Below are 15,613 nucleotides of genomic sequence, written 5' to 3' on the forward strand. Positions count from 1 at the left end.
GTCAACGCGCCGCCCGCGCGAGGCGGGTCGCGGCGCGGGCCCGAGGCCCGCTGTCGGCGGGCCGCCGACGCGGATGCACCGCATTCGCAAGCAGGATCAGAAACGTATCCGTCCCCGGATCGATGACCAGCGACGTCCCAGTGAAGCCCGTGTGCCCCGCGGCGCCCCTCCCCGCCAGCTCCCCCATGAACCACGCCTCGTCGAGGCCGAAGCCGAGACCCGGCGGCGTCAGCATCAGCTCCACGAAGTCCGGGCCGAGGATGCGCGCCGTGCCGTAGGAGCCGCCGCACAGCAGCGCGCGGCAGAACACCGCGAGGTCGCGCGCGGTGGAGAAGAGCCCGGCGTGGCCCGCGACGCCGCCGAGCGCCCAGGCGTTCTCGTCGTGCACCTCGCCCCGCAGCATCCCCCGGTCGGCCTTGGCCCACGGCTCGCGCTGGTCCTCGGTGGCGGCCGCGTCGGGGCGCGGCCCGAAGCCGGTGGCCGCCATGCCGAGCGGCCGGGTGATGCCCTCGCGGACGAGGACGTCGAGCGGGCGGCGGGTGATGCGCTCCAGGACGTGCTGGAGGAGCAGCATGTTCAGGTCGGAGTACAGATAGGCCCCCGGCTCGGCGGACGGGGCCTCGGAGCGCAGGGCCGCGAGCCGCGCCGCGTCGTCCGGGCAGGCGTACAGCGGGAGTTCGGGTCGCAGGCCCGAGGTGTGGGTGAGCAGCCGGCGCACGGTGATGCCGTGCTCGGCGGCCGCCGTGAAATCGGGGAGGTACGCCGACACCAGCGCGTCGATGCCGAGAGTGCCGCGCTCCAGCTGCTGCATGGCGGCGACGGTGGTGAACAGCTTGGTCAGCGATGCCAGGTCGAAGGGCGTGTCCGTGCGGGCAGGCACCCGCTGCTCGGGCGGCAGTTCGACGCCCGCGTCGGCCACCGGGTCGTACGCGCTGTAGCGCACCGCGTACCCCGCGGCCTCCTCGACGGCGATCACCGGACCGCGTCCCGCGAGCACCACGGCGCCCGCGCACCAGGGCCGCTCGCCGCGCGTCAGGTCGCGCACCTCTCGTACGAGATGGTTCATCTCATCCGTGTCGAGTCCCGCGCGGTCCGGTGTTCCGGGGCGCAGAAGGCGTGGCGCGGTCAGTGGTCCGCCTCCTGCCGTGTCGTCCGCTGCCAGGGTCGGCACAGTCCCATGAAGCAGCCGATCGCCGCCAGAGCGCAGACGAGCTGCACGAGGGCCATCGGGACGGCCGTGGCCTCGCCGGCGATGCCCACGAGCGGCGAGGCGATCGCGCCGATGAGGAAGGATGACGTGCCGAGCAGCGCCGAGGCCGAGCCCGCGGCGTGCGGGGTGCGCATCAGGGCGAGCGCGTTGGTGTTGGGCATCGCGAGGCCCATCGCCGACATCAGGACGAAGAGCCCGGCGGCGACGGGGAACAGGCCGACGTCCCCGAAGACACCCGAGGTCATGAGGAGCAGCGCGGCCGCCGCGAGGGTGATGACGGTGAGGCCGAAGGCGAGCGCCTTGTCGAGGCTGACCCGGCCGACGAGGATCTTGCCGTTGATCTGACCGACGACGATCAGGCCGACGGAGTTGACGCCGAAGAGCAGGCTGAAGGTCTGCGGCGACGCGCCGTAGATCTCCTGGATGACGAACGGCGACGCGGAGACGTACGCGAAGAGCGCGGCGAAGGCGAAGCCGCCCGCGATCATGTAGCCGGTGAAGACACGGTCGGCGAGGAGCGACTTCATGGTGCGCAGGGCTTCGGCGGTCCCGCCGCTGTGCCGGTTCTCCGGGGCGAGGGTCTCGGGGAGCCGCCGCCAGACGAGGACCGTCAGGGCGATGCCGACGGCGGTGAGGACGGCGAAGACGCCGCGCCAGTCGGTGAAGCGCAGGACCTGGCCGCCGATGAGGGGCGCGACGACCGGGGCGACCCCGGAGATCAGCATGAGGGTGGAGAAGAACCGGGCCATCTCCACGCCGTCGTAGAGATCACGCACGATGGCGCGGGCGATGACGATGCCCGCGGCGCCCGCGAGGCCCTGCAACAGCCGGAATCCGATGAGGAGTTCGGCGGTGGGAGCGAAGGCGCAGATCGCGGTGGCGAAGATGTAGACGAACAGACCGATGAGCAGCGGTCTGCGCCGCCCCCACTTGTCGCTCATCGGCCCGACGGCCAGCTGCCCGAGCGCCATGCCGGTGAGACAGGCGGTGAGCGTCAACTGGGCGGTCGCGGCAGACGTGTGCAGCGAGCGGGTGACCTCCGGGAGGGCCGGGAGGTACATGTCCATGGAGAGCGGCGGCACGGCGGTGAGCCCGCCGAGGGCGAGGGTGACGAGGAGGCCGGTACGGCGCCGTGCGGTGAGGCCGGGTGCGCGGGGCGCCGGGCCCGGGGCGTCGGCGACGAGGGACGAGCCGCTCGGCTCTCCGGCGACGGCTCCGGCCACGGCTCCCGCTGCGGCCTGCTCGCCGGAGGCGCTCGGCTCTGCCGTTCCGGACTGCCGTATGCGCGGACCCTCGGCCCCTCCCGTCGTGCGGCTGCCGTGTTCCGGCATGCGGATTCCCTCCCGATTAGGCGTGCGATTACCTATGCTCTCAGCTCAGCTGTGCTGGTTGAGACCATTTCCGCGGTACTCCGTGGTACGGACAGGGGCCCCAGTGGTGGAAGACAACCGTGAGCCCGTGCGCTGGGGCATCCTCGCGACGGGCGGGATCGCCGCGTCGTTCACGGCGAATCTGCTCGACATGCCGGACGCGGAGGTCGTGGCGGTGGCCTCACGCACCGACGCGTCGGCGAAGGCGTTCGCCGAGCGGTTCGGGATACCTCGTGCGTACGGGGAGTGGGGTGCGCTCGCCGCGGACGAGGACGTCGATGTCGTGTACGTGGCCACACCGCACTCGGCGCACCGGGCGGCGGCCGGGCTCTGTCTGGAGGCCGGTCGTGCGGTGCTCTGCGAGAAGGCGTTCGCGCTGAACGCGCGGGAGGCGCGGGAGCTGGTCACGCTGGCCCGGCGGCGCGGTCTGTTCCTGATGGAGGCCATGTGGATGTACTGCCATCCGCTGATCAGGCGGCTGAAGGCGCTCGTCGACGACGGGGCGATCGGTGAAGTGCGCACCGTGCAGGCCGACTTCGGGCTCGCTGGGCACCTCTTGCCGGAGGCGAGGAATGGAACACTGCCCCCGGCGCACCGCCTTCGGGATCCGGCGCAGGGCGGTGGCGCGCTGCTCGATCTCGGGGTGTACCCGGTGTCGTTCGCGCAGCTGCTGCTCGGGGAGCCGTCGGGGGTGACCGCGAGAGCAGCGCTCTCGAATGAGGGCGTTGATCTCCAGACGGGAATGCTGCTCTCGTGGGAGAGCGGTGCTCACGCCGTGTTGCACTGCTCCATCAACGCGGGCACCCCCGTCACCGCCTCCGTCACCGGCTCGCGGGGCCGCATCGACATCCCGTACGGCTTCTTCTTCCCGGACCGCTTCGTACTGCACCGCGACGGCCGCGACCCCGAGGAGTTCACGGCCGCCCCCGACGACGGCCCCCGCGACAGCCTCAAGCACGAGGCCGCCGAGGTCATGCACCGCATCCGCGCGGGCGACACCGAGTCCCCCCTCGTCCCCCTCGACGGCACCCTCGCGGTGATGCGGACCCTGGACGCGGTGCGGGAGCGGATCGGGGTGCGCTACCCGGGCGAGTGAGCGCACCCCTCAACTGCCGCCCGACTACGCGGGCTTCAGCCCCGGGTTCCCTGCCTCCGTCACAAAGGACGCAGCCGTGCTGATCGGCGCACCCGGCGTGGTAACCGCCGGCACAGTCTTGAAATCGGCGCGCGCAAACTCCTGTCCAAGACCCACGGTCACGTACCCGCGCCGCCCGTTGTAGAACTTCATGTGCGGGTTGGCCTTCGTGTAGGTCTCCCAGTTCGCGGGCTTCTCGGAGCCGTCCTTGCCGCTCGAGACGGACGTCGCGACGATCTCCGTACCGACGTTCCTGGACGACTGGTCGTCGAAGTCCTCCTTGATGTCGAAGGCATACCCGACGTGCACGTCACCGGTGAGCACCATCAGGTTCTCGATGCCGGTGGACTTCGCGCCGTCGAGGACCCGCTGGCGCGATGCGCGGTAGCCGTCCCAGGCGTCCATGGAGAGCTTCGCCTCCGCGTTCAGGTCGAGCCGCCGCTCGGAGAACACGACCTGCTGCGGCACGACGTTCCACAGCGCCCGCGAGCTGCGCCAGCCGTCGATCAGCCAGCGCTCCTGCGCGCCGCCGGTGATGGTGCGCGCCGGATCGTCCGTCTCCGGCCCCGGGACGTGGGCCTTGTCGCCGTACGCCTGGTCGGAGCGGTACTGCCGGGTGTCCAGGATGTCGAACTGGGCGAGCCGCCCCCACTTGACGCGGCGGTAGAGCTGAAGGTCGGGGCCGCTCGGCTTCTGGGGGCTGCGCAGCGGCAGGTTCTCCCAGTACGCGCGGTAGGCGGCGGCACGGCGGACGAGGAACTCGGCGGGAGGGTTGCCGTTCTCGTCGAGGTCGTCCGCGTAGTTGTTCTCCGTCTCGTGGTCGTCCCAGGTGACGACGAAGGGGTGCGCGGCGTGCGCGGCACGCAGATCGGGGTCCGACTTGTAGAGGGCGTACCGCAGTCGGTAGTCCTCGAGGGTCTGCGTCTCGCGGTTGTAGAGCGCGGGCAGCGTGCGGTCGGTGTAGTTGCGCGCCCCGCCGACCGCGTTCACCGCGTACTCGTAGAGGTAGTCGCCCAGGTGGAATACGACGTCCACGTCGTCCTCCGCCAGGTGCTTGTACGGGGTGTAGTAGCCGTCGTGGTAGGCCTGGCAGGACACCGCGGCGAACGTCAGGGCGCTCACCTTGCTGCCGGGCGCGGGCGCGGTGCGGGTGCGGCCGGTGTCGCTGATCCACTGCCCGGCCTTGAAGCGGAAGTAGTAGGTCCGCCCGGCGTCCAGGTGGTCCACCTCGACGTGCACCGAGTGGTTGAACTCGGGGTGCGCGGTGGCGGAACCGCGTCTGGCGATGCGGCGGAAGCGGGCGTCGTGGGCGAGCTCCCACTGGACGGTGACGCGCTCGTTCGGCAGACCACTGCCCGGTTCGTACGGGGACGGGGCGAGGCGGGTCCAGAGCAGGACGGAGCCGGGCAGCGGGTCGCCGGACGCGATGCCGAGGGTGAACGGGTCTTTGGAGATTTTCCGTGCGTCGAGCTCGGCGGCGCTCACGGCGCCCGCCGTCGGCAGGTTGGTGGCGAAGGCGAGCGCGGCCGCCGCGCCCGTGACGGTGAGGAAGCGACGGCGGCCCAAGTGGCGGGCGGCGGCGTGGAGTTCGGGTGCGTGGTGCCGGCCTGCGGGTGTCATGTGGCCCTCCCCTGACGATTGGTGTCAGGGGCATGCAAGTGGCGGGGGACGACGCCCGACTGTCGCGTACACAACAGCCACATGGCGGGCGGATGAGGTCCGCGTGGACACCCCTCCCGTACGCTGCGGGGCCATGAACGCAGAGCTAACTGGGCAGCCGGCCGGGCATCTGACCGGGCATCCGGCCGAGCACACAAGGACCGCCGTGGTGACCGGCGCGGGCTCCGGGATCGGCAGGGCCGTGGCGGTCGAACTGCTGCGCGCGGGATGGTCCGTGGCGCTCGCGGGCCGCCGCGTGGAGACGCTGGAGGAGACGGCGGCACTCGCCCCCGACGGCACGTCCTTGTGCGTACGCACCGACGTGTCGGAGCCGCAGGACGTGGCCGCGCTCTTCTCGTCCGTACGCGAGAACTTCGGCCGCCTCGATCTCCTCTTCAACAACGCCGGCACGTTCGGCCCGGGTGGCGTCCCGGTCGAGGAACTGTCCTACGACGCCTGGCGGCACGTCGTCGACACGAACCTCAACGGCGCGTTCCTGTGCGCACAGGCGGCGTTCCGGCAGATGAAGGAGCAGGACCCGCAGGGCGGCCGGATCATCAACAACGGGTCCATCTCGGCCCAGGTCCCGCGCCCGCAGTCGATCGCGTATACGACGACGAAGCACGCGCTGACCGGCCTGACGAAGTCCCTCTCCCTGGACGGCCGCCCCTACCGGATCGCCTGCGGCCAGATCGACATCGGCAACGCGGCGACCGACATGACCGAGCGGATGCGGGCCGGAATCCTCCAGGCGAACGGGGAGTTGGCGCCCGAGCCCGTGATGGACGTGTCCGACGTGGCGCGGACCGTGCGGCACATGGCGGAGCTGCCGCTGGAGGCGAATGTGCAGTTCGCGACGGTGCTCGCGACGAACATGCCGTTCATCGGGCGGGGTTAGCGGTCACCGGGCGGGAGTTGGCGCTCGACCCGGTCCAGTGGCCGACCGTGACCCGTCGCTCACGGTCGGCCAACATCTGCACAAACGGAATAGGACACTCCGCGCCAATTACGCGCATCACACCCAGTATGCTCAGCGAGCCCTCCACGAGAACTCCACATTCAGAGCACACTCGGAGCACATCTTGCGCATACGTTCCGCGGTCCCGGCCGTCCTCGCCGCCGCCGCGCTGCCGGCCTCGCTGCTCGCCGTGTCCCCGGCGAACGCGGCCGCGCGCCACCAGAGCGGGCTGCACCTCGGTTACATCCAGTACGACAGTCCGGGCCGCGACACCCGCACCAACTCCTCGCTGAACGCGGAGTGGGTGAACATCCACAACAACTCCGGCTCGGCGGTCCAGCTCAAGGGCTACAAGCTGAAGGACAACACCGGCTACACGTACACCTTCGGCAGCTACAAGATCGGCGCGGGCAAGACCGTCAAGGTCCGCACGGGCAAGGGCACCAACGCGTCCGGCGTCCGCTACTGGGGCCGCGGCTCGTACGTCTGGAACAACACCAGCGACAAGGCCCGCCTCATCAAGCCGAGCGGCTCGCTCAAGGACTCCTGCTCATGGACGACGGCCGACAACGGCTACAAGAACTGCCACTGAGGCACCGCAGACCACTGTGAAGGGGGAGGGGGCAGGGCAGCCGCTCCGTACCGACCCGTGGGGCCCGTCGGGGAGCGGCGGGCGTCACCGGGTCGCGGAACGGTTGCCCTGCCGATACGTCAGACCTGACAGCCTGCCTCCGGGCGAGGCTCAGGCCTGGCCCGTCTCGAAGCGGGACACCTTCCCGCCGTCGACGTCGAACCGCCACTTCGTCCGCATCTCGCCCCACGTGTCATTGCGATACGAGACGACCAGCGTGCGCCCGCCGTCGGACTCGTTCTCCACCTCCATATGGCCGTTGGAGGAGAAGATCTCGCGCTCGGTCCAGTCGGCGATATTCCGGTCGGAACCGTCGTCGGACATGGTCGCGTCGGGCGTGAGGACGGCCTGGAAGGCAGCCTGGTCATTGGCGTTCACCGCGGTGACGAAGGCTCGGACCGTCGGGTCGCTGAGCCGGTTTACCTGAATGCTCATGGCCCCACCGTCACACCGGCCGCGCCCGCGCGCCACCGGACGGGACGGGGTCACTCGTACGGCCGATCGAGCCGGGTGCGCGGGGCAGGTCTGGCGGACGGTGGAGAAGGAGCCGTACCCGGCATCCCCCTCCCCACCCCAGGAGACGCCGCCATGACCAGTTCCTGCTTCGACCGCCGCGACCTGGGCCTGCTCCTGCTCCGGGTGGGAACGGGCGGCGTGCTCGCAGCGCATGGCGCCCAGAAGCTCTTCGGCTGGTTCGGCGGCCACGGCATCGAAGGCACCGGCGCGTTCATGGAGTCCATCGGCTACAAGCCGGGCAAGGCGAACGCCATGGTCGCGGGCCTTGCCGAGGCGGGCGGCGGCGTGTTCCTCGCGCTCGGCCTCGCGACCCCGGCGGCCGGTTCCGCGGCGGCGGGCGCCATGGCGGGCGCGACCGCCGTGCACGCCCCCAACGGCTTCTTCAGCATGGGCGGCGGCTACGAGTACCCGGCGTACCTCGGCCTGGTCTCGGCGGCCCTCGCCGTCACGGGCCCCGGCGCCTACTCGGTCGACGACGCGCTCGGCCACTCCTTCAACCGGGCCTGGATGGTGCCTGCGGCCCTCGCCGGCACGGCGGTGGGGGTGCTCGTGTCGGTGGGCTCGCGCCAGCGGAACGTACGGGAGCAGGCGGGCGAGGAGAACGAGGAAGGACGGCTGGCGGACTGACCGGGCGTACCGCACCGAAAGTCACTGTCCCCCGGCCGAGTTGACGCATTACCGTCCACTCCCATGACCGACACGACCACTCCCATGACCGACACCACCACGAACGTCCCGCCCCGCCTCACCCGCCTCACCTTCCACGGCCCGCTCTCCGAGGCCCGGGCCGCACGCCTTGTCGGGCGCGTCTCACCGGGAGTCGGCTCCGTGCTCGACATCGGCTGCGGCTGGGGCGAGTTGCTGCTGCGCGTCCTGGAGGCGGCCCCCGGAGCCACGGGCACCGGCGTGGACCTGAACGGGGACGACCTGGCCAGAGCCCGCGCCGACGCCGAGAAGCGCGGGCTCGCCGACCGGGTCACCTTCGCCGAGGAATCGGCGACGGGCACCGTCCGCGACCCCGCCGACCTGGTCCTGTGCCTCGGCGCGAGCCATGCGCTCAGCACCGCCGAAGCGCCCCACCACACCGCGGAGGCCCTGCGCGAACTGCGCCGCCTGGTACGCCCCGGCGGCCGCGTCGTGCTCGGCGAGGGCTTCTGGCAGCGCACGCCTTCCGCCGACGAACTCGCCGCGATGTGGCCGGACGCCCACGTCGGCGAACACCTCCACCTCGCCGACCTGGTGGACACGGCGATCGCGGCCGGTTTCCGCCCCCTGTGGGTGGAGACCGCGAGCCCCGAGGAGTGGGAGGAGTTCGAGTCCGGCTACCGCTCGGACGTGGAGGAGTGGCTGGCCACGTTCCCCGACCACCCCCTCTCCGCCGAGACCCGCGAGAAGGTGGACCGCCAGCGGAACAGCTGGCTGCGCGGCTACCGCGGGGCCCTGGGCCTCGCGTATCTGACGCTGATGCCGGTGGCCTGAGCGAGGTCGCCCGCAAGGCGGACTCAGCCCGTTCCGGTGCCTGCGTGGAACCACGTCTCCGCGAGCGAGTCGAGCGTCGGCTCCGGGCTGACGCATGAACTCGGTGTGCAGAATGGAGGGTGGCGGATCGCCGGGCAGGGCAACGGAGTTCAGGAAGTCCGGGATCTGCTCCACCCAACTCTCCGGCAGCCCGCGCGCGGGATGCGCGGCCAGGCGGCGACGAGTTCCTCGCCGGGCAGCCGGGACATCAGGACGTACCGCCATCCGTTCTCGTACGCTCCTGCCGCGTGCACCCGTGGCGTACGGACCGGAAGCCGCCCGTCGAGATGGCTCAACACCCGCTCCTCGACGAGGCCGTCGTCCGCCGCCGCACCGGGAAAGAGCGTCGACGCCGGGCCGCATGACGGCTTCGTCGGGGACGACGGCGTCCCATTGCTCGTCGGTGTCCACGGTGGGCAATACCGACCGAAGTCTCCAGCCCATCGACTTTAGGCCGATGCTCCGGCGGCCCCCACGCCCCTAGCGTCGTGAAAATGACACGCGAAGAGGCAGCGCACGGAACGCCCGGCGAGAAGCCCCTCGGCCACCCCCTCCCCCTCCCCCTCGTCAAGGACCGGACGACGGTGCTGGGTTACCCGCGCGGCGACCTCCTCGTCGTACTGATCGGCATTCCCCTCCTCGGCCTGCTGCTCGGCGTCGCCCTGCCGCCGCTCGCCCGCTGGCTGGCCAAGGCGCCGGTGCTGCCCTGGCGGGACGGCATCACGTTCGTCGGATCGCTCGACAAGCCGTGGCAGACCGGCATCGCGATGGCGGTGGGCCTGGTGGTAGGCCTGGTGGCAGGCCTCCTCATCGCCGTCACGGAACTCACCGAAGCACTGAAACTGAAGCTGACCGACGAACACCTGGAGACCGACCAGAACGACCTGACCCGCACGATCGCACGTGCCGAGGTCTCGGCGGTGTTCCTGGACGGCAAGGACCTGGTGATCCTCGACGGCACGTCACGCCAGTTCGCACGGGGCGCCCGCACGGCATCGCCAACGACCCTGGCCAAGGCCTTCCGTACGCACGGCTACCCGTGGAGCGAGTCCGACCCGCACGCGCCCCTGTTCCACCGCTGGATCCCCGGGGTTCCCGCCCTTCCCGCGGAGGCCCACGCGCTGCTTGCGGCACGGAAGGCCGCGCTGAAGCGCAAGGCGGCCGACGACGCACGGGACCTCGTCGAGACGCTGCAGGGCCTGGGCTACGTCGTACGAGACGAGGGCAAGGACCAGTACTGGCGCCCGCTGGCAGCCGAGGGGGGCGGCGCCGCCCGGTCGTCCTGAGCCGCACCGCCCCCGTTGCGCAACTGTCGGAGTCAGCAGACGAACGGCGTCAGAAGACGAACGGCCCGGGCGCCTGCGCCGATGTGGCGTTGCAGGTCACGCTGATCCCGAGGACCACGACCTGCAGCGACTTGCCTTCGAGGCTGTCGCCGGTGGCGACGGTCCCGTTGAGCGGCCCGGTGGAGACTTCGCCGCCGGCGGGTATGGCCGGGTTGGACTTACCGGTGAAGGTAGCCGTGTCCGACCCGTTCTTGGTGAGCGAGAGCGTCGACTCGACGGAGTTGGCCGCGATGTCGATGGGAGCGGTGATCGCGGACGTGGACACGCTGATGGTCGCGGCGGTCCCGTCCTGGGTGGCCTTGAGCGTCGCCGTGCCGGAGCCGTAGGACCCGCAGTCGAACGAGATGGTCGCGGTCTCCGGCGTCACGGCGGTGGCGGCCGGAGCCATCACCATCGCGCCGACGGCGACGATCCCGACCCCTAAGGCCGACCCGGCCCCGAGCCTGCCGATTCCGGATCTGCCGTGCTGCCTGCGGTACATGCTGCTGCCATGCCTCATGGGGTCCTGCCTTCAAGTGGGGGGAATGCGGGGGGGGTGACGGGTACGAGATATGACAGACCGTCAGCATCTCGACCGCAGACCATTGAGGCACGGGCCCCTAGAGGTGGCAAGGCGCACCCTCATGATTTTTGACATGCTACGGCCAATTTCAGCCGTGAGGCCGTCCCCCTTCCTGACCAGGTCAGGAAGGGGAGCCGGTTACCGTGCTTCCTCGGCAGCCTCGCCTACTTCAGCTCGCCCCGCGCCTCCTCGTGGGCGAGCAGCTTCGGCATCGGCAGGCCGCTCTTCGTGTTCAGCTTCATCAGGTGGGCCCGCACGGTGGCCTCACCTCGCTTGTAGCGGGAACCGGCGGTGGTGCCCATGCTGGTGTTGGTCCATCCGCGGACCTGGCCGTCGCAGACGGCGCGGGTGCCGCCGATGCCGGTGGACTCGCCGCCCTGGACGAGGGTGCTGCCGACGAACACCGGGCCAGGGGTGTCGTCGGGCAGGCAGCGGTACGTGCCGGAGAGCGTGATGGTGCCGTCGGCGGCGATCGTGCCGGTGCCGTTGACGGTCAGGTCGTCGAACTGGCTCGCGTGGGCGGGCGTGGCGGCGCCGAGGCCTGCGATGAGCAGGGAAGTCGCGGCGGCGCTGAGGGCGAGGCGGAGACGCATGACTGGCCTTTCGGGAGGTGGGGGATATTGCTGCGGCCAGACATATCGGAACGTACGGTTTATCGCTCGCAAACTCACTCGTTCGGGGACGAGTTGCGGGCCTGGGAGGCGGAGCCGCACTGCGAACGAGGAAGGGGTCTTCTCCGAATCCGCAGAGGGAACCGACGGAGGCGGGCTATGGCCGCCAGGCATACGAAAGAGCCCCGCCTCGGAGCGACGAGGCAGGGCGTTTTCCCTGGTCAGGAAGGTAAAGGCAGACGAGTCGGGCTGTACGCCGGGGCTCTCGCGCGCAGTCGACGACACCGCTAGGAGCGAACGCCCAAAACGACACCATTCCATGTTGTAGTTTGGTGTCGTTTTGGTGAAGGGAGGAGCCCCTGATGGCTCGAACCATGATCGATCTGGACGACGAAATGGTCACCCAGGCCAAGGAGATCTACGGCACGAAGACCAAGGCCGCTGCGGTACGCGCGGCAGTGGAGGACGCCGTCAAGCGCCACCTTCGCCAGCAGTTCATCGACGCCGTCAAATCCGGCGAGCTCGACTTCAGCGAGATCGTCGAGGAGACGAAGGTTCCCGACTCCGCCAAGGACACGAAGGCCGCCTGAGTGAGCGTCCCGTTCCTGGTCGACGAGTCCGCTCTTGCCCGCTGGCACCGTCCCCTGGTCGCCGCCGCGCTCGACCCGCTCCATGAGCGCGGCCTGCTGGCGATCTGCCCCGCCGTCGAATACGAGCTCATGTACAGCATTCGCGGAAAGAGCGAAGCCTCCACCGTGGCCGAATGGCTACGCGGTTTCGACCACCTCTACTGCGACGAATGGGTCTTCGACCGCGCCCTTGAGGTGCAGCGCGCCGCGATCCAACGCGGATTCCACCGGGCGTTGCCCCTCCCCGGCTTACTCGTCGCCGCGACCGCCGAGCGCAACAACGCCATCGTGCTCCACCACGACGCCGACTACGACATGATCGCCGGCATCACCGGGCAGCGCTGCCAATGGGTCGTGGAACCCGGAACCGCCGACTAGACCGACCTGCGGCTCGGCCACTCGGTACCGATCATCATCCCGAGCCGGTTCCAGCGCATGGGCCACCACGTCGTCGCTACCGGTACCCCTTTGAGGCCCCGGATCGTGCGATCCGGGGCCTCAAAGGGGGTGCACGTCTCGTTACAGAGCGGCAGCGTGGACGCTCGCTCCCACCGCAAGACCCTCGGTCGAAGCGACGGCCGTGAGGTCAGCGCAAGCGTGTGCGTGCGGCGTCTCGAGGAAGAGACCGCCGGAGCCGCCGGCCGCGTTGCCGCCGGAGACGTTGTCCAGCTCGGCGTCGGAGATCTCGGCTGCTTCAAACCGGGAGGCAATGTTCATTACGCGCGGTTCCCTTCGAATAGACACTTCGGAATGGCAGTTCGCCCGATTCCCGAAACCGGGAACCTTTCCCGGCGACTTCCGCCATGCGCTGGATCAAAGCACGCCGACAAGGAGGCGGTCGGCCGCCCGAGGCCCAAACGGGACGTATCAGAAAAGGCGACTTCACCGGTGTGGCGGCAGGGTGGTCGAACGCGCCAACTCCTCCACACGGCCTGCCGCTTTGCTGCACGCACGACGGTTGCCATCGATTCCCGGACGGACACCCCGGCGCGGAGATCGCCGTAATCTGGCACAGTCGTGACTACTGTTCAGCTTCCGTACGACCTGGGAGTGAACGGCGTGCAGGTTTACCGGATCTTCGGCGCCCGGCCAGTGGCATCGCGTCAGGCATGCGCCCGGTCCGGAACGCCAGTGCGGTCGGTAGTCGCATCCGCTGCCTGACGCCTCGTCCAGTTGGAAGCCTCCAGCCGCGTCATCGCCTGCACATCCGCGAGGTGCGGCGGGTGCACGGTCATCTTGGCCGCCCGGCCGAAGAACGGCCAGCCGGCCGTAGGACTGCAGCGGCTCCATCACCGGCAGTTCGGGCCGATCGCAGAACTCCTGAACGAGAGAGGATCTCCCCACCCTGCGCCGCCCAGTCATGATCACGGCCTGCCGTCTGGTGGCCCCCACCCGTCTGCCGCACGAATCTACAGATCACTGGGCCCCCACCACCTGGATTCCCGCAGCACACGCTCCCGCGTGCATGCACAACGCGTGCGCATTCGCGCGGGAACTCCCGGGAAACCGCAGGTAGAAGCGGGAAGCACCTCTCCAAAAAATGTGGCCCTGACCAAGGAAACCCCCTGGTCAGGGCCACAAAGGCAGACGAGTCGGGCTGTACGCCGGGGACTATCGAGCGCTCTGGTGGCTACCCCGCTGACCTGCGCCTAAGGCGTGTCAGGACGGATGCGGTGCACATCGCGTGCACGTCCATGCGTCACCGCCTGACAGCGGCACCCGTTCGCCGTTGCACGCGCTTACTGCGGGGCAACAGCGCGGCTTTCGGTAGCCCCGGCGGTGGGGTGATGCCGTACAGCTCCTCGAACGAAGCGGGGGCGTTCTCCCAGTCGACCTCCCAGACCAGGTATCCGTACGTGTCCATGGTCTCGGCGATCCGGCCGTGCCTCATCCGGGCCTGGACCTTGCGCGGTTCGAGGCCCGAAGCAACGAGCACAGCGTCGGCAAAGTGCCGCAGATCGCGGAAGGTGGCGTCCTCAGGCACCTTGATCCCCCGGGCTCGCGCGCGCTGCTTGGCCAGCTGGAACTCCCTGCACAGGGTGCCTTCCCAGACGGGAGTCCCGTATCGGGTCACCGTGACCAGATCGCTGTACTCGACCGGGACGGGGGCGATTCCGCGCCGCTCGCGCCTACGCAGTGCCGCGGGCGACAGCGGCGCCCGCCACCGCGCAAGGTGGGCCTGATACTCCTCCCATAGAAAGGCCCCCACTGCGAGCGGCGCCCGGCTCGCCTCGGTCTTGAGGGGAGCCGCGCGTCCACGCTGTCGCTGCTCTTCGACCAGCTGCTTGCCCGAGACGGCTTCCATGTCCGTGCGTCGGACTCCAGTCGCCTCCATGGACCGCAGGGCCTGGAGAGATCCGTACCAGACGAGGAGCTGGTACCGAGGGACGATCTCGTCGGCCAGCGCAACCACGTGCTCCCAGGTCAGCCGCACCCCTCGCCCTGTTCCCTTGGGCAGCCGAATCCCGGAGACAGGGTTGCCCTCCAAGTGCCCGTCCTCCACAGCCATCGACAGCATCACCGAGAGCGCCTTCTTCACGCCGGATCGCGTGGTGTCCGGCATGCCTTGGTTCTTGAGCGCTGCGAGAAAGTCCCGGTAGTCGCCGCGCTTCACGTTGCCGACGGCCAGCGATCCCAGCGCTGGAACCACGTGGCCCCGCAGCCGATAGCCGTAGCTATCGACGGTTCCCGAGCGTCCCTCGTGACGGGACAGGAACGTCTCGACGTAGTCGGCGATGGTCGGTGTCGTGCTGGTGTTGCTCCGCGCCCGGTGCGGGAACGGGTCCCGCCCCTCCTCGACAGCCGCTCGCTGGCTCCGCTGGAAGGCCAGAGCCGCCTTCTTCCGGTTCTTCGGGAAGTTCCTGGACCGCTGACGACCGTCCTTGTCCCGCCAACGCGCCTGCCACCGCTGCTCACAGCCGTGGTCCGCGCTCGGTACGAGCCCGGGGTGTTCCGGGCACTCGGTTTCGTCCTTCGCCGGCCGCGCCTTGTGCCAGCGGTCGTACGGCTCTTCTTTGGCCACGTACGTATCTCCGATCGGGGGCCATGGGTGCTTCAACTCGCCCGAGGCAAGTTGGCGATGTACCGGGCCACGTCCGATTCCCGGTATCGCAGTGCCCGTCCCTCCAGCCGGAGCGGCTCCGGACCTCTCCTCTCCACTTCCCATGTGCCCGCCCAGTTGTAGAGGGTCTTGCGCTTGACGCCGAGGCAGTCGGCCGTCTCCTGCGCGGTCAACAACCGCTCGGAGGGCGGCCGAGCCTTCCGCGTCGTAGGCCTACGAGGACTGGGGGTTCGGCACGGGGAAGATGTGGAGCAGTACGGCGGGGTGGAGTTTCCAGCGGGACGTACGGGCGTGTCGGCCGCCCGTGCACGGGCGGCCACGGCCTCTCGCGTCACAGAGCCGCCACAGTGTGGAGGCGTCCGCGCGCGGCGGACGGGGGTCGCTGGTTAGCATGGCTTGGTTGACGC

19 protein-coding genes are annotated in these 15,613 nt (G+C 69.9%); 8 read left to right on the forward strand and 11 right to left on the reverse strand.

Features of this window, described 5'->3' with window-relative positions; genetic code table 11:
- Position 1: 1 nt before the first annotated feature.
- Together AB0O76_RS33510 and AB0O76_RS33515 are read right to left on the reverse strand one after the other, a co-directional pair.
- Positions 2 to 1,171: a serine hydrolase domain-containing protein gene (locus AB0O76_RS33510; RefSeq protein ID WP_365499064.1), complete on the reverse strand. Its 1,170-nt coding sequence runs from the start codon at positions 1,169 to 1,171 to the stop codon at positions 2 to 4.
- The gene (locus AB0O76_RS33515; RefSeq protein WP_365499067.1) at positions 1,126 to 2,541 is read right to left on the reverse strand and encodes a multidrug effflux MFS transporter; all 1,416 of its coding nucleotides are present in this window, start codon (positions 2,539 to 2,541) and stop codon (positions 1,126 to 1,128) included. The genes AB0O76_RS33510 and AB0O76_RS33515 overlap by 46 nt, the downstream gene beginning before the upstream one ends.
- Before the next feature lie 106 nt (positions 2,542 to 2,647).
- On the opposite strand from AB0O76_RS33515, the gene AB0O76_RS33520 reads away from it, so the two are divergent.
- The gene (locus AB0O76_RS33520; protein ID WP_365499070.1) at positions 2,648 to 3,676 is read left to right on the forward strand and encodes a Gfo/Idh/MocA family oxidoreductase; all 1,029 of its coding nucleotides are present in this window, start codon (positions 2,648 to 2,650) and stop codon (positions 3,674 to 3,676) included.
- A gap of 24 nt (positions 3,677 to 3,700) precedes the next feature.
- Here the strand turns inward: AB0O76_RS33520 and AB0O76_RS33525 are convergent, their stop codons facing one another.
- Positions 3,701 to 5,335, reverse strand: coding sequence for an alkaline phosphatase D family protein (locus AB0O76_RS33525; RefSeq protein WP_365499073.1), 1,635 nt, complete (start codon positions 5,333 to 5,335; stop codon positions 3,701 to 3,703).
- Between the two features lie 133 nt (positions 5,336 to 5,468).
- Here AB0O76_RS33525 and AB0O76_RS33530 point away from each other — a divergent pair, with 133 nt between their 5' ends.
- Complete coding sequence (locus AB0O76_RS33530; protein ID WP_365499076.1) at positions 5,469 to 6,272, forward strand: SDR family oxidoreductase; 804 nt, start codon at positions 5,469 to 5,471, stop codon at positions 6,270 to 6,272.
- A 184-nt stretch (positions 6,273 to 6,456) separates the two neighbouring features.
- On the forward strand, positions 6,457 to 6,924 hold the full coding sequence (locus AB0O76_RS33535) for a lamin tail domain-containing protein (protein WP_365499079.1): 468 nt from the start codon (positions 6,457 to 6,459) through the stop codon (positions 6,922 to 6,924).
- Between the two features lie 150 nt (positions 6,925 to 7,074).
- Here AB0O76_RS33535 and AB0O76_RS33540 read toward each other — a convergent pair whose 3' ends face one another.
- Positions 7,075 to 7,398: a nuclear transport factor 2 family protein gene (locus tag AB0O76_RS33540; RefSeq protein WP_360762822.1), complete on the reverse strand. Its 324-nt coding sequence runs from the start codon at positions 7,396 to 7,398 to the stop codon at positions 7,075 to 7,077.
- Between the two features lie 153 nt (positions 7,399 to 7,551).
- Here AB0O76_RS33540 and AB0O76_RS33545 point away from each other — a divergent pair, with 153 nt between their 5' ends.
- Positions 7,552 to 8,106 carry a DoxX family protein gene (locus AB0O76_RS33545; protein ID WP_365499082.1) on the forward strand — a complete coding sequence of 185 codons (555 nt, stop codon included), beginning with the start codon at positions 7,552 to 7,554 and terminating at the stop codon, positions 8,104 to 8,106.
- A 63-nt stretch (positions 8,107 to 8,169) separates the two neighbouring features.
- On the forward strand, positions 8,170 to 8,958 hold the full coding sequence (locus tag AB0O76_RS33550; RefSeq protein WP_365499084.1) for a class I SAM-dependent methyltransferase: 789 nt from the start codon (positions 8,170 to 8,172) through the stop codon (positions 8,956 to 8,958).
- Between the two features lie 149 nt (positions 8,959 to 9,107).
- Here the strand turns inward: AB0O76_RS33550 and AB0O76_RS33555 are convergent, their stop codons facing one another.
- Positions 9,108 to 9,293 (reverse strand): phosphotransferase, encoded by a 186-nt coding sequence (locus AB0O76_RS33555; protein ID WP_365499087.1) that lies wholly within the window; start codon positions 9,291 to 9,293, stop codon positions 9,108 to 9,110.
- A gap of 198 nt (positions 9,294 to 9,491) precedes the next feature.
- On the opposite strand from AB0O76_RS33555, the gene AB0O76_RS33560 reads away from it, so the two are divergent.
- Positions 9,492 to 10,283, forward strand: coding sequence for a hypothetical protein (locus tag AB0O76_RS33560; RefSeq protein ID WP_365499090.1), 792 nt, complete (start codon positions 9,492 to 9,494; stop codon positions 10,281 to 10,283).
- A gap of 49 nt (positions 10,284 to 10,332) precedes the next feature.
- On the opposite strand, the gene AB0O76_RS33565 is transcribed toward AB0O76_RS33560, so the two are convergent.
- Complete coding sequence (locus AB0O76_RS33565) at positions 10,333 to 10,824, reverse strand: hypothetical protein (RefSeq protein ID WP_365499156.1); 492 nt, start codon at positions 10,822 to 10,824, stop codon at positions 10,333 to 10,335.
- 245 nt (positions 10,825 to 11,069) lie between these two features.
- Positions 11,070 to 11,498: a DUF6299 family protein gene (locus tag AB0O76_RS33570; RefSeq protein ID WP_365499093.1), complete on the reverse strand. Its 429-nt coding sequence runs from the start codon at positions 11,496 to 11,498 to the stop codon at positions 11,070 to 11,072.
- A 380-nt stretch (positions 11,499 to 11,878) separates the two neighbouring features.
- Between AB0O76_RS33570 and AB0O76_RS33575 the strand changes: the two genes are divergently transcribed.
- Positions 11,879 to 12,106, forward strand: a complete 228-nt coding sequence (locus tag AB0O76_RS33575; RefSeq protein ID WP_365499096.1) for a type II toxin-antitoxin system VapB family antitoxin — start codon at positions 11,879 to 11,881, stop codon at positions 12,104 to 12,106.
- On the forward strand, positions 12,107 to 12,523 hold the full coding sequence (locus tag AB0O76_RS33580) for a PIN domain nuclease (RefSeq protein ID WP_365499099.1): 417 nt from the start codon (positions 12,107 to 12,109) through the stop codon (positions 12,521 to 12,523).
- 141 nt (positions 12,524 to 12,664) lie between these two features.
- Here AB0O76_RS33580 and AB0O76_RS33585 read toward each other — a convergent pair whose 3' ends face one another.
- The 4 genes from AB0O76_RS33585 to AB0O76_RS33600 all read right to left on the reverse strand — a co-directional run.
- Positions 12,665 to 12,862, reverse strand: a complete 198-nt coding sequence (locus AB0O76_RS33585; RefSeq protein ID WP_365499102.1) for a hypothetical protein — start codon at positions 12,860 to 12,862, stop codon at positions 12,665 to 12,667.
- Between the two features lie 982 nt (positions 12,863 to 13,844).
- Positions 13,845 to 15,167, reverse strand: coding sequence for a hypothetical protein (locus tag AB0O76_RS33590; RefSeq protein WP_365499105.1), 1,323 nt, complete (start codon positions 15,165 to 15,167; stop codon positions 13,845 to 13,847).
- A 32-nt stretch (positions 15,168 to 15,199) separates the two neighbouring features.
- On the reverse strand, positions 15,200 to 15,382 hold the full coding sequence (locus AB0O76_RS33595) for a helix-turn-helix domain-containing protein (protein WP_365499108.1): 183 nt from the start codon (positions 15,380 to 15,382) through the stop codon (positions 15,200 to 15,202).
- Between the two features lie 37 nt (positions 15,383 to 15,419).
- On the reverse strand, positions 15,420 to 15,613 hold a 194-nt coding region (locus AB0O76_RS33600), incomplete at its 5' end, for a hypothetical protein (protein ID WP_365499111.1).

The organism is Streptomyces sp. NPDC086554 (genome assembly GCF_040686095.1).
Lineage (GTDB): Bacteria > Actinomycetota > Actinomycetes > Streptomycetales > Streptomycetaceae > Streptomyces.